This is a genomic window from Chloroherpetonaceae bacterium (assembly GCA_033763895.1).
GTDB lineage: Bacteria > Bacteroidota > Chlorobiia > Chlorobiales > Thermochlorobacteraceae > JANRJQ01.
In genome coordinates this window covers 1-24,843 of sequence record JANRJQ010000007.1, presented here as the reverse complement: position 1 = coordinate 24,843, position 24,843 = coordinate 1, and the positions used below count along the sequence as shown (strand labels likewise).

Here is a 24,843-nt window from a genome sequence, read left to right as displayed (position 1 = left end):
ATTAATGGGACATCGCTTCAGGAATCGATTGGAAATACCTTTCGTTTAATTCTTTCATTTTAAAATTAATCGAATTTTTCCCGCCAAATTTGAATTCAATGTCATTTCCACCAACAATCCCGACGCGTTCATATTCAATTGAAAACTTAGAACATATCTTTTGGAATTCATCGATATTTGAGGAAGAGAGTGATACAAGTATTCTACCTTGAGTTTCACTGTATAGAAATTCTTGTATTCCAGTATCCCGAGTAGGGGTTTGTAAATCATATCGTGCTCCTATCTGAGTCGGTTGATACATAATGGAACTTTCAATCGATGCGATTGCAAACCCACCATCAGAAAGGTCATGAGCAGAAGAGAGAAGTTTCATTTTTGCAATTTCCACCATCATTTCTTGGAGTTGATATTCAACATCAAGATTGATGACCGGGGCATCTGTTCCAAGTTCGTTGTAGTAAGCATCAATAAACTCTGAACCATTTAAGTTTTCTATTTCACTATCCCCTAACTTCATCCCAACGATATATATCAAATCTCCTTCAGTTATAAAGTGAGATGGAATTTGATTTTCGATATCCTCCAAAAGACCTACCATTCCTATTGTTGGGGTAGGATAAACAGCGATTCTTGAATCACCTTGTTGAGTTTCATTATAAAAGCTGACATTTCCGCCGGTAACTGGAACTTGAAATTTTCTGCAAGCGTCGCCCATTCCGCCAACAGCTTCTCGAAATTGATGATAAATTTCAGGTTTCATCGGATTTCCAAAATTCAAACAGTTTGTCACACCTAAAGGCTTTGCCCCAGATGCAGCAATATTTCTAGCGCATTCACTGACTGCGATTTGTGCCCCTTTGCGCGGATTCAAATAGACGTACTTCGCGTTACAATCGGTTTTCATTGATAAACCTTTTTGCGTCCCTTTTATTCTAATAATTGCAGAATCACTCGTACCCGTAAGTGTCGAAGTATTGGTTCGTACCATTGAATCATACTGGTCATAAATCCACGCTTTGTTGGAAATATTGGGCCTCGAAAGCAGGTGAAGTGTAGCTTCGTGAAAATCAATTTCACGATCATTCATTAAAGCAGGGAAGTTGACCGCTGGTTTTTGTTCTTTAGCCTCTCGGATATAAACAGGCGCACCGCCTCCTAAAACTAAGCTTACAGGGGGAACATCAGCTTTTAATTCACCATTGAAATATACCTTTACACGATTATCTGCAGTCACTTTGCCAATGACCACAGCTTTCAAATCCCACTTTTCAAAAATCGAAATGATGTCGTTTTCTTTGCCCTTTTGAGCCACAAGGAGCATTCTTTCTTGAGATTCAGAAAGCATGATTTCATACGCGCTCATTCCTTTTTCTCGTATCGGAACCTTTTCTAAATGAAGTTCCATTCCTCCAGAGCCAAGTTCCTCAATCGCCTTTGCCGACATTTCAGTTGACGAGCAAGTAATTCCAGCTGCCCCCATATCTTGAATTCCCAAGATATAACCCGTTGCTAAAGCTTCAAGTGTTGCTTCAAGAAGAAGTTTTTCAGCAAAAGGATCTCCAACTTGAACACTTGGCCGTTTCGATTCAGAGGCTTCCGAGATCTCTTCACTTGCAAATGTTGCCCCGTGAATGCCATCTCTTCCGGTAGAAGAACCAACAATGATGACTGGATTTCCTTCACCCGGTGCAATTGCTCTTGCAATTTGAGATTCCTCTACAATGCCAACAGACATTGCATTTACAAGGGGATTGCCGGTATAACATTCATGAAAGTAAACTTCACCACCAACCGTGGGAACACCAAACGAATTTCCATAATCACCGATTCCTCGAACAACGCCATCCAGTAAAAATTTTACTCGTTCATTACTTAAATTTCCAAAACGAAGCGAATTTAATGCTGCGATAGGCCTCGCACCCATTGTAAAAATATCACGATGAATTCCGCCTACCCCGGTTGCAGCGCCTTGATACGGCTCAACTGCACTTGGGTGATTATGCGATTCAATCTTAAAAGCAACCGCTAAACCATCACCAATTCTTACAATTCCGGCATTTTCTTTACCTGCTTCTTTCGATCGAGGAAGTTTCTTTAATTCCGCGATAGAATTTTTGTAACTGCAATGCTCCGACCACATGACCGAATAAATTCCAAGTTCAGTGAAAGTAGGCGTCCGTCCTAAGTACTCAATTATTTTTGCATATTCATCAGCGGTTAATCCGTGTTCTTTGGCTAAGTCTTGCGTTACAGCCGGCTCTTTAGACATTTTGCAGTTTAGTAAGTTGTTATAAAGTCAATTTATTAGAGGGATAAAAATAAGGGATGAAAATAATTTTATCTCAAAATCTTTAGCATTTCTTCAATCATTTCCTTTGCCTCAATGAGCTTTTTCTTTCGTTTCAAAAGCCGTTCAGACATCAGTTTATCATTGATTTTAAGCTCTTCACGATTTTGTTCTAAAAGAGAATTAGTTGAATCAATCATCTCACTGCTTACTGATTTTCCAAGTAAGAGCGACTTCGCCTTTTCTAAAGTAAAACCCTCATCTTGAATCAAATTTTTTATCGAAAGCACAATCGCAACATCTTTGTTGGTGTAGATTCTATTCCCTTGAGAATTTCGCGAAGGAGAGAGAATCGGAAACTCTGACTCCCAATAACGAAGCAAATATGCCGGTACTTTGGTGATTCGGCTGACTTCACTAATTGAATAATAGATTTTTTTCGCTTGAAAAGTCTTCATGAAAAAAGATTGAAATTTTTTTCGATTTCGCTTGCAATTTAGGAAATCGTTGGCTATTATTCAGATATGACGAAACAAAAAGCACATATTTTTTCGAACCTACTTCAATCAGAAGTTGTAACTAAGGCGATTTCGCTCTCGTCTTCTTCGATTGATTTATCATTAGGGGAGCAGGGTAAACATTCAAAGTTTAAGTTATTTGTTTCTGTTCTTTTTCTATTTTTTGCTTTCCTCATCATTAATCCTTTTCAATCTTCCATTTCTTTTTCGCAGGATCTTTCCCTTTCTTTCTTCTTCTTTTACTTTTTTTACTATTTCGCCTATTGGCGAAGCTGAGTAGAAAAATCCGCATTGGCACTGCTAAATAGCAAGCCAGCCTAACAAGGCAAATCTTTCATATTGTTCCAAAATCAACATAAAGTTTCAGTCCCTTTGGGGTAAGCGTTATAATCATTTTCAAGTTTTATCAATTTTTTTCAAATAAAATAAGGAGTTTCAAATGCTAATTATTATGGATATCCACGCAACAGAAGAACAAATTGCCATTGTGGGTGAACGCGTTAAGGCGATGGGATTTGTTCCCAATAGAATCAATGGTGCAGAGCGTAATGCTATTGCAGTAACCGGCAACAAAGGGGCAATTGAGCGAGGTAATTTTTTAAGTTTGCCCGGAGTCATTGATGCAGTTAGAATTACAAAGCCTTTCAAATTGGTAAGTCGAGAGGTGAAACCCGAAGATACGATAATTCAAGTTGGTGGAATTGAAATTGGTGGAAACGAATTGCACATTGCTGCCGGACCTTGTTCAGTTGAAAGCCGCGAGCAAATTGATGAAGTTGCCGATATTCTTAAACAAACGAACGTGAAAATTATGCGTGGCGGTGCTTATAAACCGAGAACATCTCCATATGCTTTTCAAGGCTTGAAAGAAAAAGGTCTTGCTATACTTAAAGAAGCTGCTGAAAAGTATGGACTTTTGGTGGTAACTGAAGCCAAAGATACCGATAGCTTAGCCGAAGTTGCTGAACACACCGATATCATTCAAATTGGTGCCAGAAATATGCAAAATTTCTCTTTACTCGAAAAAGCAGCTAAATACAAAAATCCTGTACTCTTAAAAAGAGGACTCTCTGCAACCATTGAAGAATTCTTAATGGCAGCAGAATACATTGTCTCAAATGGCAATCCAAATGTAATTCTTTGCGAACGTGGAATCAGAACTTTCGAAACATACACCCGAAACACAATGGATCTTAGTTGTATTCCGGTGGTCAAACATCTTTCTCATCTTCCAATAATCGCAGATCCCTCACACGGAACCGGATTGTGGGAATATGTGAATCCAATGTCAAAAGCGGCAATTGCGGCAGGGGCAGATGGGCTTATCGTTGAAATTCATCCGAAACCAGAAATTGCCCTTTCAGATGGACCTCAATCTTTGAAACCAAAAAAGTTTACAAAGCTTTTAGAAGAACTGAAGCCTTTAGCTACTGTACTTGGCAGAAGTTTGGATGTCAACCCTTATATCGAATCCGACCTTTCACTATGCAAAACCGCCTAATGCGGTTTTGCATTTTTGGTGGTGTAATTCAATCTTTCCAAAGGAAAAGAACCAAAAAGTGTGATGAATTGCGTTAATATTTCATTAATTTAATGCATGATCATCCATATACGGAATGAAAACAAAGGTCTCTAATTTAGAATCACGCCTTAAAGATTCCTCAACACCTGAGGAAAGGGCTATGACGTTGTTCCAACTGGGGTGGGAACTGAAAGAAGAGAGTGCGGAGTATTCTTTGGATTTGGCCAAAGAGGCCTCTGAAATCGCAACAGGTTTAAAAGATGAAAGACTTTCCGCATTGGCCTCGTTTCTTGAAAGTGCTTGTTACTATCTCATTGGAAATTACAATAGTGCCTTATCCCGTCTTTTAGAACTTGTGCCGCATTTTGAATCCCTCCAAGATAATTATTATAAATCTCATGTGCTCAATTGGATTGGCAATTGCTATTTCCGGTTGGGCGATTATGCGTTTGCTCTTGATTATTTTACCAAAAGCATCAAGTTAAAAGAAGAACAAAAAGATCGTTTAGGTCTTGCCTATTCAATTAATGACATCGGCTCGGTACATCAGGCTTTGGGCGATTATCACAAAGCGCTTGAATTTTATTTTCAAAGTCTGAAAATCAAGCAGGAATTAGGACACGAGAAGAGCAAAGCCTTTACCTTGAACCTCATTGGAACAGCATATCAAAAGCTTGGAGAAGACGAAAAAGCCATTGATTACTATCTCAGAAGTTTCGAAATCCTGCAAAGTGTAAACGATCAAAGGGGGATGGGAATCACCCTTTCTAATCTTGGGGAGTTATACCAAATTGGTGGGGATGTTGAAAAGGCAGAGCAGTGTTATTCCCAAAGTTTGGTTTATGCCCGCCTTGTGCGAAATCGGTTCAATGAAGCAGCGACCCTTATTCGTTATGGTAGGTTGCTCTTGTCTAAAAAGAGTATTGACGAAGCATTTAGTGAAATTCATTTAGGGATGTCCATTGCGGTTGAAATGAAAGCCAAGGAATGGATTGCTGAAGCACATCTTGCACTTTCTCAATGTTATGAATTCGAGAACAACATTGCTTCTGCACTGATGCACTTCAAACAGTATCATAAAGTCAACGAAGAGATTTTTAGTCGCGAATCGGATCGGAAAATGAAAACCCATTTTGTTCAACTTGAAACCGAACGATCCCAAAAGGAAGCAGAGATTTATCGTTTAAAAAACATTGAATTGGTCCAAGCGAATGCGATGTTGCAAGAAACAATGCGCCGGCTAAAAGATTCAGATCAGCAAAAAACATTACTTCTAAAGCAAGTCCGTGAACAATCAGAAGCACTTGAAAAGCAATCGAAAGAAGATTCCCTCACAAGTCTATACAATCGCCGCTATCTTGACAAATACCTCTCAATTGAATTTGAGCGTGCAAAACGATATGATCGACCCCTTTCGGTAGCAATGGCTGATATCGATTACTTTAAAAAAGTAAATGATCGATTTTCGCATCAAGTTGGAGATCGTGTGCTTCGTGAAGTTGCACAAATATTCAAAAAGAATTCACGTATTTCGGATGTCGTTGCAAGATATGGCGGTGAGGAGTTTGTACTCGTGATGCCTGAAACCATTAAAGAAAATGCGTATATTGTCTGCGAAAAAATTAGACAATCCGTTGAAACCTACGATTGGAAGAGCATTCACCCGAATCTCACATTAACAATTAGTATTGGCATCGCTCAATCGGATGATATTGATAATTATGAAAAATTGATTGGCAAAGCCGATGAAAATCTCTATGTGGCAAAAGATAAGGGTCGTAATCTTGTCGTGACTTAAAGTGTTCCTGCCGGTTTTTGAATTTTATTAACCATTAATTTTATTCTCATGAAAATCAAATTTACCAAAATCGGGTTTATCCTTTTTTTAGGCATTACCTTCTCGGGATGCACAAAGGAGTTGGAGCAAAAAGTGACACAACTCGAAAAAGACAAAACTGAATTGCAGTCTGAAATCGAGCAAAAAAATAAGTATGTAGAAGAAATCACTGCGGCAATGAATGATATACAAGGAACTTTGAGTGCAATTCGGCAAAAGCAACAAACCGTATCAAAAGCCACGACAGATATTGAATCTACTCCCAAAAACAGTTCAACCGAATTAAAGCAAAATATCATTGATGGACTTACCGATATTGATAATTACATCTTGGAGAACCGAAAGAAAATGGCACAACTCCAAAGTAAAATGAACGAGTATCGCAAAAAAATGAATGATTACAAGTCCAAAATGGAAGGGCTTGAAGTGCTTGTATCAAACCTCCAATCCACAATTGTCCAAAAGGAACAGGAAATTACCCAACTTAAAACAGAAGTTGAACGACTCAATGTTGAAGTAAAAAACCTTACGGTTAAAGTTACTGAGAAGGAATCGGTGATTCAGCAACAAGAGAGTGAATTAAGAAAGGGTTATTATATCGTTTCAACCGAAGAGCAATTGAAAGAAAAAGGTGTGATTAAGAAGCAAGGCGGGTTTTTAGGAATCGGGAGAGCAACCGTCACAGGATCTGATTTTGATGTCACCCATTTTACGAGAATCGATATTTTATCATTTACCGAACTGAAGGTGTCTGCAGCTAAGGAAGATGTTAAGGTACTTACCAATCACGAAACCGCTTCTTACGAAATCATAGAAGCCGCAGATAAAACAAGCACATTGAAAATTAAGAACCCAACACGTTTTTGGGAAAAGTCAAAGTTTCTTATCATTACAACTGACTAAGTTCAATTAAAGAACGGTAAGTCTTAACAAATCAGTAAAAAAGAAGTATGAGCGAAGTCGCAAGCGGCATTTTAGTCAACACGGATAAAGAAGCACATCATTCACATCCAAAAAATTTACAACATCACTTTACCGATACAGAGCAGCAGTTCGATGCGGCTAAAATGGGGATGTGGTTGTTTTTGTTAACAGAAGTCTTACTTTTTGGTGGGCTTTTCTGTGCTTATGCAGTTTACAATTCTACCCACCCAGAGATGTTTAAGAGTGCACACACTATGCTTGATTGGAAGATGGGTGCGATTAATACCATTGTTCTCATTTCAAGTTCAGTTACGATTGCTCTTGCTATCCGAAGTATTCAATTGAATGACAAAAAGCAAGCAGCAATTCTTTTGGGCGTTACACTTGCCTGTGCATTTGTTTTCTTGGTGATTAAGTATTTTGAATATTCTCATAAAATTCATGTGGGAATGCTGCCCGGTCATTTCTTCAATTATGACGGAAGCGATGGCCCAATTGTTGGCTCTAATCCTCACATTTTTTTCAGTATATACTTTGCAATGACTGGTATTCACGGGATTCATGTGCTTGCCGGAATTGGCGTGATATCGTGGATTTTGATTCGGCTTTTAAGAGGAGAATTCTCGAGTGAATATTATACACCGGTTGAATTGGCCGGTCTTTATTGGCATCTCGTTGATTTAATTTGGATTTACTTGTTTCCTTTGCTTTACTTGATTGGATAAGAAGTTTATGAATTTTTAATTCAGTGTTTGAAAGCCCGGATTCCGGGCTTTTTTTTTATTTCCCATAGTTGAGATATCTCTGAAGCATCAAAGCGGCGACGGTTTGATCCAGTTTTCCCGATTCTTTCTTTCTTTTTTCAGGGGAATATCCCATTTGAATAAGAAATTCGTTGGCTTCTTTGGTTGAACTATGTTCCGGGATTCTTCTCACTGGCAGCCCTACACAATGTTCTGACAATCTCGATTCAAATTTTTCGACGAGAATGGTAACTTTATTTTTTGTTCCATCCCCATTAAATGGGTAGCCAAGTAAAATTAAATCAATCCCACCATCTTGATTGAGTTTATCTAATTCTTTCCAAAGATCATTTTCATTAAAAGTCCCTACTGGTGTGGCAAATAGACCGAGAAGGTCTGTAGTTGCAAGCCCTATTCGCTTGGTACCATAGTCTATCGCGATGATTCGTTTCTTCATTTTAGAATTTTGAAATAGAAAGCTAACCTGAATTTATCATGTTTGGTAAAAAAAATGTTATTGTTATGAATTTTTTTAATGGCTTGTGGGTTATATAATACAGTTGTACTAAAGGCGCTCGCCAGATTTTAGAATTTTTGGTTATTATTTCAATTTTTCTTTTATCTTCGCGTCTTCCAGTCTTAGCAGTTCCAAGATTAATCAGTTTCAGTTGTATAACCAACATCTGCAAAATCTATTATTTTGCAGTGATAAACTACATTTACAATGCCTGAATTAGCGGTGTCTGAATTTGGTAAAGTATTTCTCTTCTTAGCTTTTGGTGTGGTATTTGTCGCCTTAGGCTTTATTACCTCAAGATTTATTCGCCCACACCGTCCCAACCCTGAAAAGCTCACAACTTACGAATGTGGCGAGGAACCAAAAGGAAACGCTTGGATTCAGTTCAACATTCGCTTTTATGTTATTGCACTCATCTTTATCATTTTTGATGTAGAAACCATTTTCTTGTTTCCTTGGGCAACTGTATTCAAGGAATTAGGAACTTTTGCCTTGATTGAAGCACTTGTTTTTTTAGTTATTCTCGGAGTAGGTCTTGCCTATGCTTGGGTTAAGGGTGATTTAGATTGGGTTGTGCCAAATCCCAATGAAGTTAAGATGCCAACTAAAGTGTTTGAAAAGCCTTCAAAGTATCAAACATCTTCTGCAAAAGAAGAAACTGTTTCTTAAACATTAACAAGTATCGTACGATGAGTCTTTTAGATCAAAAATTTGAAAAAGGTGGCGTAATCATCAGTAAAGCCGAAGACCTTTTAAATTGGGCTCGCTTATCATCTCTTTGGCCGATGGGATTTGGGTTGGCTTGTTGCGCCATTGAAATGATGGCCACCAATGCTTCGAATTATGACTTGGAAAGGTTCGGAATTTTTCCAAGAACTTCACCAAGACAAAGTGATGTGATGATTGTTGCGGGTACAGTTACATTCAAAATGGCAGATCGAATTCGCCGACTATACGAGCAAATGCCGGAACCCAGATATGTCATATCAATGGGAAGTTGCGCCAATTGTGGTGGACCATATTGGGAACACGGTTATCATGTCGTTAAAGGCGTTGATCGAATCGTTCCTGTTGATGTTTATGTTCCGGGATGTCCTCCGCGTCCTGAAGCTTTGATCGGTGGATTGATGAAGATTCAAGAGTTGGTAAGGGAAGAAAAATTTGGTGAGTCTCGCATTGACTTGAAAAAGCGATTAAATGCGAAATCAGATAAGGCTGAAGTCGTAATTCAAGATTATTTAGAAGGAATGAAAAAAACGAAAATATCGAAACAACCCGTCGCTGAACCTTCTGCAACATAAACCAATGTACATTCAATGTCACAAACCTTATTATCACCGGCGGAAATTCACGCGATTATTGATAAAGAGTTTTCAGGTGCGATTTCTGCTCTCAACATGAATCCGACAATGCCTTTCTTTGTTGTCAAAGATGTTGACGCTTGGCAAGCCATTGCCTACTTCATGCGTGAAGACTCTCGATTACAATTCAACTATCTCTCCTGCATTACAGGAGTAGATTTGGGTGCGAAGGAATCACAACTTTCTTCGATTTATAATTTTCAATCGTTAGGAATTCATTATCACAAAATTACCGTCAAGGTTATTGTACCTTACGATAACCCGAAAATTCCTTCCGTTGCTGAAATTTGGAAAACGGCTGAATGGCATGAGAGAGAAGCTTTTGATTTGTTAGGAATCGAATATACTGCTCACCCCGACCTTCGCAGAATTCTTTGCCCGGATGATTGGGAAGGTCATCCTCTCAGAAAAGATTATAAAACACAAGAAACGTATCACGGAATCAAAGTTCCATTTTGATTGGTGATGGAATTGTAGTTATCCATTTGTATTGCAGTTTGGCTTATTGTTTGAATCATTAAATTTGAAGAGCATTTATGGCAGAAGTCCTCAATGGCAACGCCGCAGTTCGTTTAACTCAAACCGGACTGAATAATTATACACTTGAAAAAGAAATTGATACAGACCTGATGACTCTCAATATGGGTCCTCAGCATCCTTCAACTCACGGTGTTCTGAGAATTGAACTTGTAACTGACGGGGAAGTGGTCGTAAGAGCCACACCTCATATGGGATACTTACATCGCTGTTTTGAAAAGCACGCTGAAGCCCTTGATTACCCCCAGATTCTTCCCTATACCGATCGAATGGACTATTTAGCAGCTATGAATAATGAATGGGCTTTATGTTTAGGGGTTGAAAAGCTCTTGAATATTGAAGTGCCACGCCGAGTGGAATTTATGAGAGTCATTGTTGGGGAATTAAATCGAATTGCATCTCACATTATTGGTATTACAACCTACGGTCTTGATATTGGTGCATTTACTCCGTTTCTACATGCAATGAGAGACCGGGAGCACATCCTAAACCTTCTTGAATGGCTTTGCGGGGCAAGAATGCTTTACAATTACATTTGGGTTGGCGGTGTTTCCCACGATTTTCCGAAAAAATTTAAAGAGCGTGTTGGTGAATTTGTCAAGTATTATCGTCCACAGATCAATGAACTTTATTCACTTCTTACTGAAAATGAACTTTTCATCAAAAGAACTCAAAATATCGGTAATCTACCGGCGAATGTAGCGATTAATTATGGCTGTTCCGGTCCAATGCTTCGCGGTTCTGGGGTAGAATGGGATTTAAGAAAAAATGATCCTTATTCCGTTTATCCAGAACTTGATTTCAAAATTATTACCCCTAATCCAAAAGAGACGGATGGAATCATTGGTGATTGTTACTCACGTCATTTGGTTCGTTGCAAGGAATTACATGAAAGTGTGAACATTATTGAACAATGCTTGGATAAAATGCCCGAAGTTCCGGTTTTTGATCCGCAAGCCGCAGTTCCAAAGCGTGTGAAACCACCTGAAGGCGAAGTGTATGCTCGAGCGGAAAATCCTCGCGGTGAAATGGGATATTATATTGTTTCTGATGGTAAGAATACAAAACCTTACCGATGCAAAGCGCGTGCCGCCAGTTTTACTAATCTTTCTGTTTTCCCTGAACTTGCACAAGGAAATTTGATTTCGGATGTGGTTGCCATTTTAGGCAGTGTTGATATTGTTTTAGGAGATATCGATCGCTAACCAAATAGACTGTAATTTTTACAAATACCGATGAATTCACTTTACATTTTAGATAGCGCGCCAGCACTCGCAAACACCCAAAATACTTGGGTTAAGGCTTTGGAAAATTTAGAAATTTCCGGTGTTTCCTTAAGTTTTCTTGGGCTTATCGCCATACCGGCAATACCTCTCGTTTTTATTGCCGTTTATGCACTCTACGCCGGGGTTTATGGAGAGAGAAAAGTGTCAGCTTTTATGCAAGACCGGATTGGACCGAATGAAACCGGTAAGTGGGGATTGTTACAAACAATCGCCGATATTTTAAAGTTGATTCAAAAGGAAGATATTCTGCCAACAGCGGCCGATAGGACTTTATTTGTCTTGGGACCTTTGGTCGTTTTTGTTGGGGCTTTTTCTGCTTATGCGGTTCTCCCTTTTAGCAGTGAGTTCATTGCAGCAGATTTGAATGTAGGTGTTTTTTATGCGGTTTCGATTGTTTCTGTTGAGGTGGTTGGAATATTGGCATGCGGGTGGGGTTCAAATAACAAATGGTCGCTATTCGGCGCTGTACGAAGTGTGGCACAAGTTGTGAGTTATGAAATTCCTGCAGCAATAGCCATTTTATGCGGCGTGATGATGGCGGGAACGCTCTCAATGCAAGGCATTACAACTTCTCAATCTGGTCCATTGGGAATCGTTCACTTTGCCATATTTCAATCGCCTTTCGCTTGGGTTGCAATGATTATACTTTTTATTGCGTCACTTGCAGAGTGTAACCGTGCACCATTCGACATCCCTGAAGCAGAATCTGAATTGGTTTCAGGATACTTCACGGAATATGGCGGAATGAAATTTGCGATGATTTTTTTGGCAGAGTATGCAAGCATGTTTATGACAAGTGTAACGATTTGCGTGCTCTTTTTGGGTGGATGGAATTCACCACTCCCGAATATTGCTGGGCTTGAACTTAATGCATTAACAAATGGCCCGATATGGGGCGTTTTTTGGATTATTTTTAAGGCTTTTTTCTGGATTTTTGTGATGATGTGGGTTCGATGGACATTACCTCGTTTTCGTGTTGATCAATTAATGTATCTCTGTTGGCGTGTTTTGGTTCCTTTCGGGTTCCTTGCCTTTATCGGTACAGCGGTTTGGGAACTTTATGTCAGAGGATAAAAGCAATTAAAAACAGAATCGGAAAAGTTCATTTTAGAAATTTATTACTCAATAACTTTTAATCAACTTTTATGAGCAGATACTTTGAAACCCTCTCTCGAGGCGTAACATCTGTAATTGGAGGTTTAGGAATTACCCTTAAGCATTTCGCAAATGCCACGAATCGAAAAGGAGAAGCGGGTATTTCTGAAGATAACTACTTTGCTCAACAAAGTGGGCTTGTTTCTCTCCAATATCCGAGTGAAACCATTCCTACACCATCATTTGCAAGGTATCGGCTTCATAATGACGGAGATGACTGTATAGCTTGTAATCAGTGTGCCCGTGCTTGCCCGGTTCAATGCATTACAATTGATTCTTTTAAGGCTACACCTGATGATATTGAGGAACTCGGGCTTTGTTCAGATGGAACAAAAAAGAAACTGTGGTTGCCTGTTTTTGATATTGATATGGCAAAGTGTATGTACTGTGGTCTTTGTACCTATCCTTGCCCGACCGAGTGCTTAACAATGACCCCTGTTCATGATTTCTCTGAATATGACCGAAGTAATTTTATTTACCACTTCGGAACAATGACCAATGAATTGGCTGAAGCAAAAAAAGCCAAATTAACTGCCTATGATGCTGAACAAGCGGCAAAAAAAGCTGCTGCTCCAGCAAAGCCGGCGGTAACTCCGAAGGCTGCTCCCGTTTCAAAGTCGTCGGATTCTCCGATTTCCTCTGAAGCAGCCACTCAAGAGGCTCCTGTTGCAGAATCGACGGCTAAGAAACTTCCGCCAATGATGGCTGCTAAAATGGCAGCCGCTAAAAAAGCCACCGATCCTGTAGAAGGTTCTGCATCAACTTCAAATGCTACGGATTCTCAAGGAAATGCGGCTCCTGAAAAGAAACTTTCACCAATGATGGCCGCGAAACTTGCTGCGAAAAAAGCTACTGAATCAGGTGACACTCCAAAGTCTGAAGCAGCACCAACGAGCGAATCCAAACCAAGCGATGGTGGAGAAGCCGCACCGGCAAAAAAAATATCGCCGATGATGGCCGCAAAACTTGCTGCAAAAAAAGCTGCTGAAAATGAAGATTAAACTCCAAAGCCCGAATAATCGGAAATATTCAATTTGAAAATCTTTCAGGAATAACTGACGATCATGCAAAACTTTACTTATCAAGCAATTTTTTACCTCTTCTTCGCCATCATTGTGATTTCTGCCAGTTTGGTGGTTTTCTCGAGGAATATTATCTATTCCGCCTTTTCACTCTTATTCACGCTTTTTGGCGTTGCTGCGATGTACGTTTTTCTCAGTGCGGATTTTATTGCTGTGACACAAGTGGTGGTTTATGTTGGCGGTATATTAGTTCTCCTTCTTTTTGGTGTGATGCTCACCAATAAAATTACCCAAGACCAATTAAAAACCGATGTTTTCAATTTTGTGCCCGGTCTTATCGTCATGTTTTCTGTTTTGGGCGTTATTTTATACACATTTTTCTTCCGCGTCAAATGGGTAGAATCATCGACTCTGCTTTCCGGCACAGTGGTTGAGCCATTAGGATACCAATTTATGACCAACTACATCCTTCCGTTTGAAATTGTCTCGATTGTTTTGCTCGTCGCTCTTTTGGGAGCGGCCTACATTGCAAGAGCTTCACATAAAGAACTACCTGAAAAGGCAAACTAAGTCAAATTAATTCAAAGGAGATTCAATGTTACCTGAAATCGGTTTAAATCATTACCTAACGCTTTCTGCGATACTTTTTTCGCTTGGTTTGTTCGGAATTATGACCCGTAAGAACGCCGTTGTGGTGTTAATGGGTGTAGAGTTAATTCTGAATGCCGCAAATCTCAATCTTATTGCGTTTTCTAAGTACACAGGAACAATGAATGGCGTGGTGTTCAGTGTGTTTGTGATTGTTTTGGCAGCTGCAGAAGCAGCTATTGCTTTGGCTATTGTCTTAAACATTTACGCAACATTCAAGACTGTGGACTTAAGCGAAATTGATACGATGCGCGAATAATTCAAAATTTAACTTTAGATAAGACTTTAACTTAATCCTAACAATGGATAGTCTCATACCATACGCCATTATCGTACTTTTACTTCCTTTAATCTCATTTGTTATCCAAATCTTTTTTGGGAAACATCTTCCCCGAAAAGGTGATTTTCTTGCTACAGCCTTTTTAGGTGTTACACTTGCGATTTCCGCGTTCATCGCGATGTCTGTTTTGAGCGAATTTAATTCATCCTATTTTCAAAAATGGGAGTTTACTTGGGTTCGTTTTGGTCAAACTCCTATTGGCCCGTTGGTAATCAAAATGGGAATTTTGATTGATAACATCACGGCTATAATGCTCTTAGTGGTTTCGGGAATCAGCTTTTTGGTTCACCTCTTTTCGATTGGCTATATGGCTGGAGAGGTAAGATATGAGCGATTTTTTGGGTATCTCGGGCTATTTACCTTTTCAATGTTAGGGATTGTATTGGTTGATAATCTCTTTGCGATTTACATCTTTTGGGAGCTTGTTGGGGTATCATCATATCTTCTCATTGGATTTTATTTTGAAAAGGAATCTGCCGCTCAAGCGCAGAAAAAGGCTTTTATGCTCAATCGCGTGGGTGATATCGGGATGTGGTTAGGAATTTTAATCCTCTATTCTCAATTCTATACTTTTAGCTATTCAGAAATTACTCAGGCGTTGGCCGAAGGAAAGTGGTCGCTCTCTTATGGTTGGCTCACTGCGGCCGGACTTTTACTTTTTATGGGCTGTGTTGGAAAATCGGCGCAATTTCCACTTCATACTTGGCTTCCGGATGCAATGGAAGGTCCGACACCGGTTTCAGCATTGATTCATGCTGCGACAATGGTTGCGGCTGGGGTTTATTTTGTTGCGCGGATTTTTGCGTTTCTTACCCCGGATGCCCTTCAATTTATTGCAGTCATTGGCGCGGTTACGGCATTTTTCGCTGCAACCATTGCCATTAACCAAAATGACATTAAACGTGTTTTGGCCTATTCGACCCTTTCTCAACTTGGCTATATGGTAATGGGTATGGGAGTTGGATCTGTTGCGCCTGCATTTTTTCATTTGGTTACGCATGCGTTTTTTAAGGCGGGTCTCTTTTTGGGCTCCGGTTCGGTGATTCACGCGTCGCATCATGAACAGGACATGCGCTATATGGGCGGTTTGCGTTCTAAAATGCCGGTAACTTTTATCACATTCACAATCTGCTTGTTTGCCCTTTCTGGACTGCCGCTTTTTACCGGATTTTTAAGTAAAGATGCCATTTTGGCCGGTGCACTTGGTTTTGCTCATGTTGAAGGAGGGGCATTTCTCATTGTTCCGATTCTTGGATTTGCGGCTGCGCTTCTCACACCCTTTTATATGGGGCGACAGTGGTTTATGGTCTTCTTTGGCGAAAACAGGGCTTCTGAAAAACCGGTATCAGCCGTGGATCATCATCACGGGCATGAAGGGGAAGCACATCACGGAATTCATGAATCTGGATTAGTGATGACAATTCCCTTGGTCATACTTGCCTTTCTCTCTTTTTGGTTTGTTTTTTCTCCCAATCCGCTCTCCGGCGATAATGGTTGGTTTTTATCTCTAATCAAAACCCCTGAAACTGCTGTCCGCGTTGTTCCGGAAACTGAAGGACTAACTTCAAATACCGCGTTTATTGCTCGTCAATCCGAATTGGAAGAAGCGGCGCATCACGCACACGGAACAGCCGTTATCATTTCAATTTCTTTTGCTTTAATTGGGCTATTGATTGCATTTATGGTTTATATGAAAAAAATCAACGCCCTTGAAACGCCTTTTCGGTTGCTTAGCAAAATGATGACTTGGTTTAACGAGACGGTTATGGATGGGGGGTTTGTTTATGGGCTTATGAATGTTGGACGGTCATTTTCCAATTTTAACGGTGCATTTGATCGAATTTTTGTGGATGGGCTTGTGAGTTTTGTGGGTGCAATGGTTCAGGTTTTTGGAATTTTGCTTCGCAAACTTCAAACAGGTCGAATTCAAGCCTATGTTGGGTTGCTTTTACTTGCTGTTGTGGGTTGCTTTGTCATCTTTTTTAGAAGTTAATCGGAGCGATTTGCTTCAAAATTGAAATCAGATAGAAAATAAATCAAGTATGCTTAGTCTCATTACATTTGTACCGTTGATTGCCGCGGCAATTATTCTTTTAATTCCATCGAAACAAAAAGAATTTATACGAATTCTATCCTTAATTGCCTCTGGAATTCAGATTGTTTTGGCTGTTATTATTTGGAAAATGTTTGATCCCTCATTAACCGGTATTAATGATGCTACGAAATTTCAATTGGTTGAAAAGTGGCATTGGATTTCCTTGGAATTCGGAAATTACGGATTTTATGCGGATTATTTCTTAGGTGTTGACGGACTTTCGGTTACGATGGTGATACTTTCCGCCGTTGTTTCGTTTATTGCGGTGATTTCAAGTTGGACGATTGAAAAATCAGTGAAAGGGTATTTTATCCTATTCAATGTTCTGAATACCGCGATGATGGGCAGTTTTGTTGCGCTTGATTTCTTCCTTTTTTATGTGTTTTGGGAGTTGATGCTGGTGCCAATGTATTTCTTAATTGGAATTTGGGGGGGCGTAAATCGCGAATATGCTTCGATTAAATTCTTTATTTACACTTTTTTTGGCTCAGTATTTATGCTTCTTGCCGGAATTGGTTTATACATGAGTGTCATTGACCCCGAAACCGGAAAAAATACTTTTAATATGGTTGTGATGACCAATCCGGCCAATTTCCTTCCTGATTCAATTTTTGCTGGTGTCAATACCACTTGGCGATTGATTGGTTTCTTTGCGCTTTTTATTGGATTTGCAATTAAAATCCCAATGTTTCCATTTCATACTTGGCTTCCTGATGCCCACGTTGAAGCGCCTACGCCGATTTCAGTTATTCTTGCCGGTGTTCTATTAAAATTAGGTGGATATGGACTTTTAAGGGTGAATTTTCCAATTTTCCCAGATATTTTTCAAAATTGGACTTGGTGGATTGCTGCTTTTGGTGCAATTAACATCGTTTACGGCGCGTTTTGTGCAATCGCTCAGAAAGATTTGAAGAAAATGATCGCGTATTCTTCGGTCTCTCATATGGGTTATGTGCTTTTGGGAATTGCAGCAGTAAATGCGGAGGGAATGTCGGGCGCGGTAATGCAAATGTTTTCGCACGGGATAATCACTTCAATGCTCTTTTTGCTTGTTGGGGTTATTTACGACCGTGCCCATACCAGAGAAATCGAGAAGTTTGGCGGACTTGCATCTTACATGCCGAAATATACAGGTTTTGTGATGATTGCCTTTTTTGCGTCGCTTGGGTTACCCGGTCTTTCCGGATTCGTAGCTGAAGCGTTTGTTTTCTTGGGAAGTTTTTCTGCAGAAAATACCCGACTTTTAGCCACGATTTCAACGCTTGGAATTCTTCTCAGTGCGGCTTATTTGCTTTGGGCAATGAAACGCATCTTTTTTGGAACACGAAAAGAAGGTGCGGCTTATGATGTTACTGACGACGGGCACGGTCACGGTCACGCGCATTTTCATGATTGGAAAGGGCCGATTGATTTGGATACCCGTGAACTCGTCATGCTTGCCCCGCTTTGCCTTTTTGTGATTCTCTTGGGGGTTTATCCTTCCTTAATTCTTGACTTAATGATGCCGGGTCTTAATCAATTGGTTCAGGTTTTATCAGTTACCCAATCAGTTGCCGGTTTCTAAATTTTCAGTTTTGAACACATTAAATAGATTCTGATTCAATGAAAAACGGACTTTTTTTAGCGACTGCTCCTGTGGATATTCCGCAAACGGTTGAGGCACTTAAGCTCAGTGTTTCTGCTTTTTCGCCGGAACTCTGCCTTTCAGGACTTTTTTTAATCATCGTATTGTTGGATTTGGTTTTGAAAAGCGGCCGAAGAAAGGTGATTCCCGCGGTTGCAATTGTTGGTTTTTTTGTGACGGGCTATTTCGTTTTTCAGCAACATTCTCTTGAATTTGGGAATTATTTTTTAGGAATGCATGCTGTTGATCCTTTTGCACTTTTCTTCAAATATCTTTTTCTCTTTTCGGGCATTTTAGCCATTTTAATCTCACTTTCATCCGAGGAATTAACCAAATCTGCAACACGCAGTTTAGGGGAATATTATGCGATTGTGGTTGCAATGGTTTTGGGGATGTTTTTAATGGCTTCGGCTTCAGATATGCTTATGATGTATCTCTCGCTTGAACTTGTAAGCCTTTCGTCGTATGTGCTTACGGGCTATTTGAAAGGCAATATTCGTTCGTCGGAAGCCTCGCTGAAATATATCATTTATGGGTCTGTATCCTCGGGGCTGATGATTTATGGGATTTCAATTCTTTACGGACTAACTGGCGTAACCAACATCTATGCGATTTCTGATTTTCTAAGAATTCATGATGTGGATTCGGTTGCGTTGCTGCTTTCGCTCTTATTGATTATGGGTGGATTTGGATACAAGATCGGCGCAGTACCGTTTCATTTTTGGTCACCGGATGTTTATGAAGGTGCACCGACTCCGGTTACTGCGTTTCTTTCCGTTGGCTCAAAAGCGGCAGGTTTCGCGATGTTGATTCGGTTTCTCAGGGTTTCGTTCCCTTCCGGTGCAAATGAAATTGGTCTTGATTGGGTTGGCTTGCTTTCGCTTTTAGCACTGACTTCTATGATCCTTGGTAATTTTGTGGCGGTTTGGCAAACAAATGTCAAGCGTATTCTTGCGTATTCTTCAATTGCGCATGCAGGATATATTTTACTTGGTGTTTTGGTCGCGGATGATTTAGGCACACAAGCTGTTCTATTTTACCTCACGGCATATACTGTGATGAATATCGGGGCATTTTTTGTGATTATTCTTATCTCAAATAAAATTGGTAGTGACGATATTAACGATTATAAAGGGCTTGGAAAGCGCATGCCGATACTTGCAGCGGCATTAACCGTGTTTTTAATATCTCTTACAGGTTTACCACCAACCGTAGGGTTTATTGGAAAATATATGATTTTCTCGGCTTTGCTTTCCAAAGGGTCAACTTTTGTGTTGCTTGCAACCGCGGGGATTTTAACGAGTGTGGTTTCTCTTTATTATTACTTCAAGATTCCGCTGAATATGTATCTCAAAGAATCGGAGAGTGGAAATCAATCGCCAATTGAATTTGGAATACTGCAAAATGCATTGGTTTCATTTTTGATGATTATGATTTTTGTTATGGGAGTTTACTTTGCCCCATTATCAAATTTAGCGAAATACTCGGTATCTATTTTAGGGCTGTTGAATTAAGCAATCTTGTTTTTGCGACGGACATTACAGGCACTTTCGGGTGCCTTTTTTTTATGCCAAAAGCTTTTAAACCGTCTGATGGAAATCTTCTTGATTATTTTTATAACGCCGAAGGCGCGAGAATAGAAAAAGCGTTCACGGTTGGAGGAAATACAACACGGACGGAGTATGAGTATGGCGCGGGCGGAAATCTCATTGCTGTTTACGAAAACCTTGCAACTTCCCCGACTTTTTATTACAATGAAGTTGGGTATTTGAGAAGAGCGGATAGTGTTCGGTTCTATTACTTGAAAGACCAATTGGGCAACAACCGCGCGACCTTTTCCGACTCCGCCGGCATAACCTTTGCCGAAATCAATGACTACTTCGCCTACGGCGCCCCGCGGCAAAGCTGGATTAAAAGCGGCGATGGTCGGTGGAAGTTTTTAGGATTAGAATTGGATAATGAAACCGGCTCAACCCATACCAACGCAAGAGAGTTATTCAATTTTGAAGGCGTGTTTAATCGGCCGGATAGATTTGAAAGTAAGTACCCTAATTTAAGCCCCTACATTTACGGAAAGGTAAATCCATTAAAGTACATTGATAAAACAGGTGATTCTTCTGTCGTTTTAGTTGATTTTCAAGGTGCAGGAAACTTTGGCCATATTGGAATATTAATACAAAGTAAGGATGGGAAATGGCGTTATTATTCAAAAAATGGGACTAATGATAATTTAGGATACTCAGGTGAAAATAGTATAAAACCAAATATAGGAGATGGACCGTTTAACAGTCCAGAGGAGTTTTTTGCAAGTGAATTTAATAAAGACAGTAATGGAGGTACACTATATGAACGAGGTTTATTAATTCCAATGACTAAAGAGCAAGATGAAAAAGCAATTGCTGGTTTTATGGAAGAAGCGGGAAAAAACTATAATACCACGACAGCAAATTGTGCACACGCTGTTCAAAGGGCATTGGATAATGCTGGTGTATATATGGGTAATCAAAGTCTTGCAGGTTTTTTAACAGGATTCATTGGAGGTCCGATAGGAGCAATGATAAATACCTTATCTCCAAATATGATTTTTCTAAGGTTGATGAATGGATCTATAAATTCTAAATTATTAGATTCTAATGGAAACGAAATAGACCTTTTACAAAGGGTGCTAGATCATTATAAAAGTAATTTAATTCCAAGATTAGATGTAGATCCAAAAAGAATAAATCTTTCAAAAAAGATGAAAAATGAGGAATAACATTATATGTTCTAAGGTGTCAATCATCAATAAAAAGTTTATTTTCATTTCTTTACTTGCTTTTCTAAGTATTGAGTCTTGCGATTTGAAAATAAGAAAAACCCCATTTGCCTCAACAAGCAATAGCTCAACTGAATCTTTGAGTAAAGGTATATTAATAAGGAAATTTAATGATTTCAATATTATTTTTTATGATTCTGTAATTATTAAATTTTATGATTCGTTTTTAGAGAACAAAACATATGAAAAGAATAGTGAAAATAAAACTAAAAGTGTTGAAGGTGTATATTGTCTAGTGTTAAATTATAAAATAGAAAAAGGCGATTTAAAGTATTATGTAAATTGGGAGATTGAATATTTTTCTGATAACGGAAATAATAAAGTAGCAGGTTGTTATAATAAATCTATAGACACATTAAATTTAAAAGTTAGAAGAATTATAAATAATAGAGAAAGAAATAATCCAATAGAAGAAGTAAATGTATATTTACTAACTACTGGAGAAGTTAAAGTAATTAATGATTTTGGGTGGAATGTTTATAAAAAATCCTTAAAATAATCAAAATATTGAATTCAGATCATTTTTTGAAAAAGTTTTTAGGTTAGAATGAAAAAAAAGTAATAAGCCAATTTTTTTAAGTTAATCTCATCACCATTAACGAAAACCTTGCAACTTCCGCGACTTTTTATTACAATGAAGTTGGGTATCTGAGCTAAAAGAATAATATCTGTTTTTTTTTAACTTGAAATTGAATATTAACTTTCGTTAAAATTAAGGTGCACGATGCACAAACAACGCATTTACATCGATACTTCTGTTGTTGGCGGCTTTTTTGATGAAGAATTTAAAGAAGATACCCGCTTTTTATTTCAGCGACTTGAAGCAGGTGAAGTCATTTTTGTTATCTCTGACCTTTTAGAAGTTGAACTGCTTCAAGCACCTTCATTTGTAAAGGAATTGCTTCCAAAATACCCGAAAGAATTTTTTGAGAGGATTGAACTAAATGAAGAAGTATTTTACTTAGCTGATAAGTATATTGAAGAAAAGGTAGTGGGTAAAACGAGCATTGAGGATTGCAGACATATTGCATTGGCAACTTATAGTAAAGTCGATGTTCTGGCGAGTTGGAACTTTAAGCATATCGTTAACCTTAATAGAATCAAAGGCTATAATGCCGTAAACCTTAAATTGGGATACTCACTTATTGAAATTAGAAGTCCAAAAGATTTAATCAATTATTAGAAATGGAAATAGTGAACAAAACATTCGATGCAGTCTCAATGATGAGAAAAATACGTGATCAAATTGGATATGAAACTGAAACGATGTCATTTATTGAGTTAAAAGAATATATTCGGAAAAAAATTGAAGAGGATAAATCATTGAATCCAAAGAAAATTAATACCTAATTTTAATGTACTTAATTCGAGTCATTTATTTCCAATATTCTCAAATTTTGTGAATAATTTTAATTAAATAATTCACTTACTGCTACGCGAGCGGCCGAAACCAACTCACTCACATTACCGATGCCGCCACAGGCAGCAACAGCAACGAAGGCGTACGAATCGGACAACTTTCCAACAACTACGCTTACGACGGTAACGGCAACCTCACCCGCGATAACGCCAAAGGCATAACCAGCATCGAATACGATTGGCGAAATCTCCCCATAAGAATTCAGTTTTCAAATAACACAACCCTTGATTACTTTTATAATGCCGAGGGCGTGAGAATAGAAAAAGCGTTCACGGTTGGGGGAAATACCACAAGAACGGAGTATGAGTATGGAATTAATAAAAACCTCATTGCCGTTTACGATAGCAATCAAACGCTTCCGAAGTATTATTATCACGAGTTTGGGTATTTAGATAGGGTTGCGAATATTCGGTATTATGAGCTTAAAGATAATTTCCAAAGCAATCGGGTTGTAATAAACCAAAATGGTGCGGTAACGGAGCGGACGGATTACTTTGCCTACGGCGCAATCCGCGAAACCGCCCAAACCGCCGGCGATGGCCGCTTCAAGTTCCTCGATAAAGAGCATGACGATGAAACGGGCACGGTTCATTTAGACTCAAGGGAATTCGACGATTTCTCTGCCCTTTTCTGGCAAATTGACCCGCTCGCAGAATCCGAAGGATTAAGTTCCTTTAGCCCATATCATTATGGGTATAATAATCCTTACAAGTTTAAGGATCCGAGTGGGAAGAGCCCAACATTAGTAACGGGAGCAATTGGTGCTGTTGCTGGGGCTCTGTTTGGTGGGGGTATTGAAATTACAAGACAGTTGATTACAGATGGTGAGGTTTCTAACTGGAGTTCTGTAACTGGAAGCGTTGTACAAGGTGCAATTACTGGAGGTGCAGCTGGATTAACTGGTGGTGCAAGTTTGCTTGTAACTGTAAGTGTTGCTGGTGGAGCAAATGCGTTGGGTGGTGCATTAAACCGTGGAATTCAAGGTGAAGAAACAACTGTTTCTGATGTAGTACAAGATGCAACTGTTGGGGCAGCTGTAGGTGTAGCAGGAAAACTACTTGGTGGGTTAAACGGTAGTGTTAAAGAAACTGCCAAAGAAATGAAGCAAATCGGGCCATCAGGAGATGCAAGTGGAAGTGTTACTAAACAGATACCAAAAGAATGGACATCAAAAACTGCCAGTAACAAACAGGGTACTGTTTTTAAGGACCCGCAAAATCCAAGTGGAAATAACGTTAGGGTTCAAAGTGGAAATCCAGCAAGCCCAAATCCTGCACAACAAAAACCTTATGTAAAACAAACTGAAAATGGAAAAACTGTTGATGTAAATGGTAAAGAGGTTAATCCTAAATCAAAAGAGGCGCATATTCCAAAAGAAGAATTTAAGTTTAAAAAATAATGACACAAGAAGACATCAATATTTGGGAGATAAATTTATTCAATGCAATCAAAGATGTATCTGATTTAGATATGCAAAGAAAAGCGTGGCTTGGAAAGAGTTTGGATTATGTTTCTTCATTTTCAGAAATTATTTCTATATTATATGACGATTTTGATTTCAAAAAATACATTGATTATTACGAAAGAAATCACAAAGAAAACGAATTCTGTTTGCAAATGAAGAAATTAGATGAAATGATTTCAAATTATAAACCGCTCATTTCAGATGAATCTATTTTATTTGATATAAATTGGATTGAAATTACAAAGCAAGCTAAAATAATAATTGAATTGAAAAATAGTAATTTAATAAGCTGAAAACATCCTTGTTTTATTATATTTGAATTTTACTGCCTATTGAAAGATATCAAGTTTCTAATAAGTGTATAAAATTTCACCGGAAATTTAACAAGTGATAAAGTAAAATGCATAACCAGCATTCAATACGATTGGCGAAATCTGCCCACAAGAATTCAATTTTCGAATGGAAATTTCCTCGATTATTTTTATAATGCCGAAGGCGCGAGAATAGAAAAAGCGTTCACGGTTGGGGGAAATCGTTTTACAAAGAAAGTAATATTTATTGGGAGTATAAAAAAAAGACATTACTCTATAAATCGAAAACAATTTTTAAGGCAGTTTTTATCGAATTTAATTCATTAGAATTAATTACCCCTAACCGTTTTACAAGTCTATCTTGAGAAAGCGACCTTACTTGAAAACAGTCGGCACAAGAAGATTTTATGAGACCA

Annotated in this window: 24 protein-coding genes; 21 read left to right on the top strand and 3 right to left on the bottom strand. The window is 38.8% G+C overall.

Features of this window, described 5'->3' with window-relative positions; genetic code table 11:
- Window position 1: 1 nt before the first annotated feature.
- The gene (purL, locus tag SFU91_05150) at window positions 2–2,269 is read right to left on the bottom strand and encodes a phosphoribosylformylglycinamidine synthase subunit PurL (GenBank protein MDX2128406.1); all 2,268 of its coding nucleotides are present in this window, start codon (window positions 2,267–2,269) and stop codon (window positions 2–4) included.
- Between the two features lie 68 nt (window positions 2,270–2,337).
- On the bottom strand, window positions 2,338–2,745 hold the full coding sequence (locus SFU91_05145; GenBank protein MDX2128405.1) for a MerR family transcriptional regulator: 408 nt from the start codon (window positions 2,743–2,745) through the stop codon (window positions 2,338–2,340).
- Between the two features lie 499 nt (window positions 2,746–3,244).
- On the opposite strand from SFU91_05145, the gene aroF reads away from it, so the two are divergent.
- The 4 genes from aroF to SFU91_05125 all read left to right on the top strand — a co-directional run bounded on the left by aroF (window position 3,245) and on the right by SFU91_05125 (window position 7,813).
- Complete coding sequence (gene aroF, locus SFU91_05140; GenBank protein MDX2128404.1) at window positions 3,245–4,306, top strand: 3-deoxy-7-phosphoheptulonate synthase; 1,062 nt, start codon at window positions 3,245–3,247, stop codon at window positions 4,304–4,306.
- Window positions 4,307–4,421: 115 nt separating this feature from the next.
- Window positions 4,422–6,125 carry a diguanylate cyclase gene (locus SFU91_05135; protein MDX2128403.1) on the top strand — a complete coding sequence of 568 codons (1,704 nt, stop codon included), beginning with the start codon at window positions 4,422–4,424 and terminating at the stop codon, window positions 6,123–6,125.
- A 48-nt stretch (window positions 6,126–6,173) separates the two neighbouring features.
- A complete protein-coding gene (locus SFU91_05130) occupies window positions 6,174–7,067 on the top strand; it encodes a hypothetical protein (GenBank protein MDX2128402.1) in 894 nt (297 codons plus the stop codon).
- A 47-nt stretch (window positions 7,068–7,114) separates the two neighbouring features.
- Window positions 7,115–7,813, top strand: a complete 699-nt coding sequence (locus tag SFU91_05125; protein ID MDX2128401.1) for a cytochrome c oxidase subunit 3 family protein — start codon at window positions 7,115–7,117, stop codon at window positions 7,811–7,813.
- Window positions 7,814–7,868: 55 nt separating this feature from the next.
- On the opposite strand, the gene ruvX is transcribed toward SFU91_05125, so the two are convergent.
- Entirely contained in the window at window positions 7,869–8,288 is a 420-nt protein-coding gene (gene ruvX, locus SFU91_05120; protein ID MDX2128400.1) for a Holliday junction resolvase RuvX, read from the bottom strand.
- A 267-nt stretch (window positions 8,289–8,555) separates the two neighbouring features.
- On the opposite strand from ruvX, the gene SFU91_05115 reads away from it, so the two are divergent.
- From SFU91_05115 to SFU91_05035, 17 genes are all read left to right on the top strand, one after another.
- Entirely contained in the window at window positions 8,556–9,017 is a 462-nt protein-coding gene (locus SFU91_05115; protein ID MDX2128399.1) for an NADH-quinone oxidoreductase subunit A, read from the top strand.
- A gap of 20 nt (window positions 9,018–9,037) precedes the next feature.
- Entirely contained in the window at window positions 9,038–9,649 is a 612-nt protein-coding gene (gene nuoB / locus SFU91_05110) for an NADH-quinone oxidoreductase subunit NuoB (GenBank protein MDX2128398.1), read from the top strand.
- A gap of 15 nt (window positions 9,650–9,664) precedes the next feature.
- The gene (locus SFU91_05105; GenBank protein MDX2128397.1) at window positions 9,665–10,168 is read left to right on the top strand and encodes an NADH-quinone oxidoreductase subunit C; all 504 of its coding nucleotides are present in this window, start codon (window positions 9,665–9,667) and stop codon (window positions 10,166–10,168) included.
- Window positions 10,169–10,245: 77 nt separating this feature from the next.
- Window positions 10,246–11,451, top strand: a complete 1,206-nt coding sequence (locus SFU91_05100; GenBank protein MDX2128396.1) for an NADH-quinone oxidoreductase subunit D — start codon at window positions 10,246–10,248, stop codon at window positions 11,449–11,451.
- 30 nt (window positions 11,452–11,481) lie between these two features.
- Window positions 11,482–12,606: an NADH-quinone oxidoreductase subunit NuoH gene (gene nuoH, locus SFU91_05095; protein MDX2128395.1), complete on the top strand. Its 1,125-nt coding sequence runs from the start codon at window positions 11,482–11,484 to the stop codon at window positions 12,604–12,606.
- A gap of 71 nt (window positions 12,607–12,677) precedes the next feature.
- Window positions 12,678–13,688, top strand: coding sequence for an NADH-quinone oxidoreductase subunit I (locus tag SFU91_05090; protein ID MDX2128394.1), 1,011 nt, complete (start codon window positions 12,678–12,680; stop codon window positions 13,686–13,688).
- A gap of 63 nt (window positions 13,689–13,751) precedes the next feature.
- Window positions 13,752–14,279: an NADH-quinone oxidoreductase subunit J gene (locus SFU91_05085; GenBank protein MDX2128393.1), complete on the top strand. Its 528-nt coding sequence runs from the start codon at window positions 13,752–13,754 to the stop codon at window positions 14,277–14,279.
- Between the two features lie 25 nt (window positions 14,280–14,304).
- On the top strand, window positions 14,305–14,616 hold the full coding sequence (nuoK, locus tag SFU91_05080) for an NADH-quinone oxidoreductase subunit NuoK (GenBank protein MDX2128392.1): 312 nt from the start codon (window positions 14,305–14,307) through the stop codon (window positions 14,614–14,616).
- Between the two features lie 43 nt (window positions 14,617–14,659).
- On the top strand, window positions 14,660–16,690 hold the full coding sequence (gene nuoL / locus SFU91_05075; GenBank protein ID MDX2128391.1) for an NADH-quinone oxidoreductase subunit L: 2,031 nt from the start codon (window positions 14,660–14,662) through the stop codon (window positions 16,688–16,690).
- 49 nt (window positions 16,691–16,739) lie between these two features.
- Window positions 16,740–18,356 (top strand): NADH-quinone oxidoreductase subunit M, encoded by a 1,617-nt coding sequence (locus SFU91_05070; protein MDX2128390.1) that lies wholly within the window; start codon window positions 16,740–16,742, stop codon window positions 18,354–18,356.
- A 38-nt stretch (window positions 18,357–18,394) separates the two neighbouring features.
- Window positions 18,395–19,930 carry an NADH-quinone oxidoreductase subunit N gene (locus SFU91_05065; GenBank protein MDX2128389.1) on the top strand — a complete coding sequence of 512 codons (1,536 nt, stop codon included), beginning with the start codon at window positions 18,395–18,397 and terminating at the stop codon, window positions 19,928–19,930.
- A gap of 53 nt (window positions 19,931–19,983) precedes the next feature.
- On the top strand, window positions 19,984–21,171 hold the full coding sequence (locus SFU91_05060) for an RHS repeat-associated core domain-containing protein (GenBank protein ID MDX2128388.1): 1,188 nt from the start codon (window positions 19,984–19,986) through the stop codon (window positions 21,169–21,171).
- A 16-nt stretch (window positions 21,172–21,187) separates the two neighbouring features.
- Window positions 21,188–21,730, top strand: coding sequence for a hypothetical protein (locus tag SFU91_05055; GenBank protein MDX2128387.1), 543 nt, complete (start codon window positions 21,188–21,190; stop codon window positions 21,728–21,730).
- A gap of 225 nt (window positions 21,731–21,955) precedes the next feature.
- Window positions 21,956–22,414: a PIN domain protein gene (locus SFU91_05050; GenBank protein MDX2128386.1), complete on the top strand. Its 459-nt coding sequence runs from the start codon at window positions 21,956–21,958 to the stop codon at window positions 22,412–22,414.
- 2 nt (window positions 22,415–22,416) lie between these two features.
- Window positions 22,417–22,581, top strand: coding sequence for a hypothetical protein (locus SFU91_05045; protein ID MDX2128385.1), 165 nt, complete (start codon window positions 22,417–22,419; stop codon window positions 22,579–22,581).
- A 320-nt stretch (window positions 22,582–22,901) separates the two neighbouring features.
- Window positions 22,902–24,050, top strand: a complete 1,149-nt coding sequence (locus SFU91_05040) for an RHS repeat-associated core domain-containing protein (protein ID MDX2128384.1) — start codon at window positions 22,902–22,904, stop codon at window positions 24,048–24,050.
- Window positions 24,050–24,409, top strand: coding sequence for a hypothetical protein (locus SFU91_05035; protein MDX2128383.1), 360 nt, complete (start codon window positions 24,050–24,052; stop codon window positions 24,407–24,409). Before SFU91_05040 ends, SFU91_05035 begins: the two co-directional genes overlap by 1 nt.
- The last annotated feature ends 434 nt before the right edge of the window (window positions 24,410–24,843 follow it).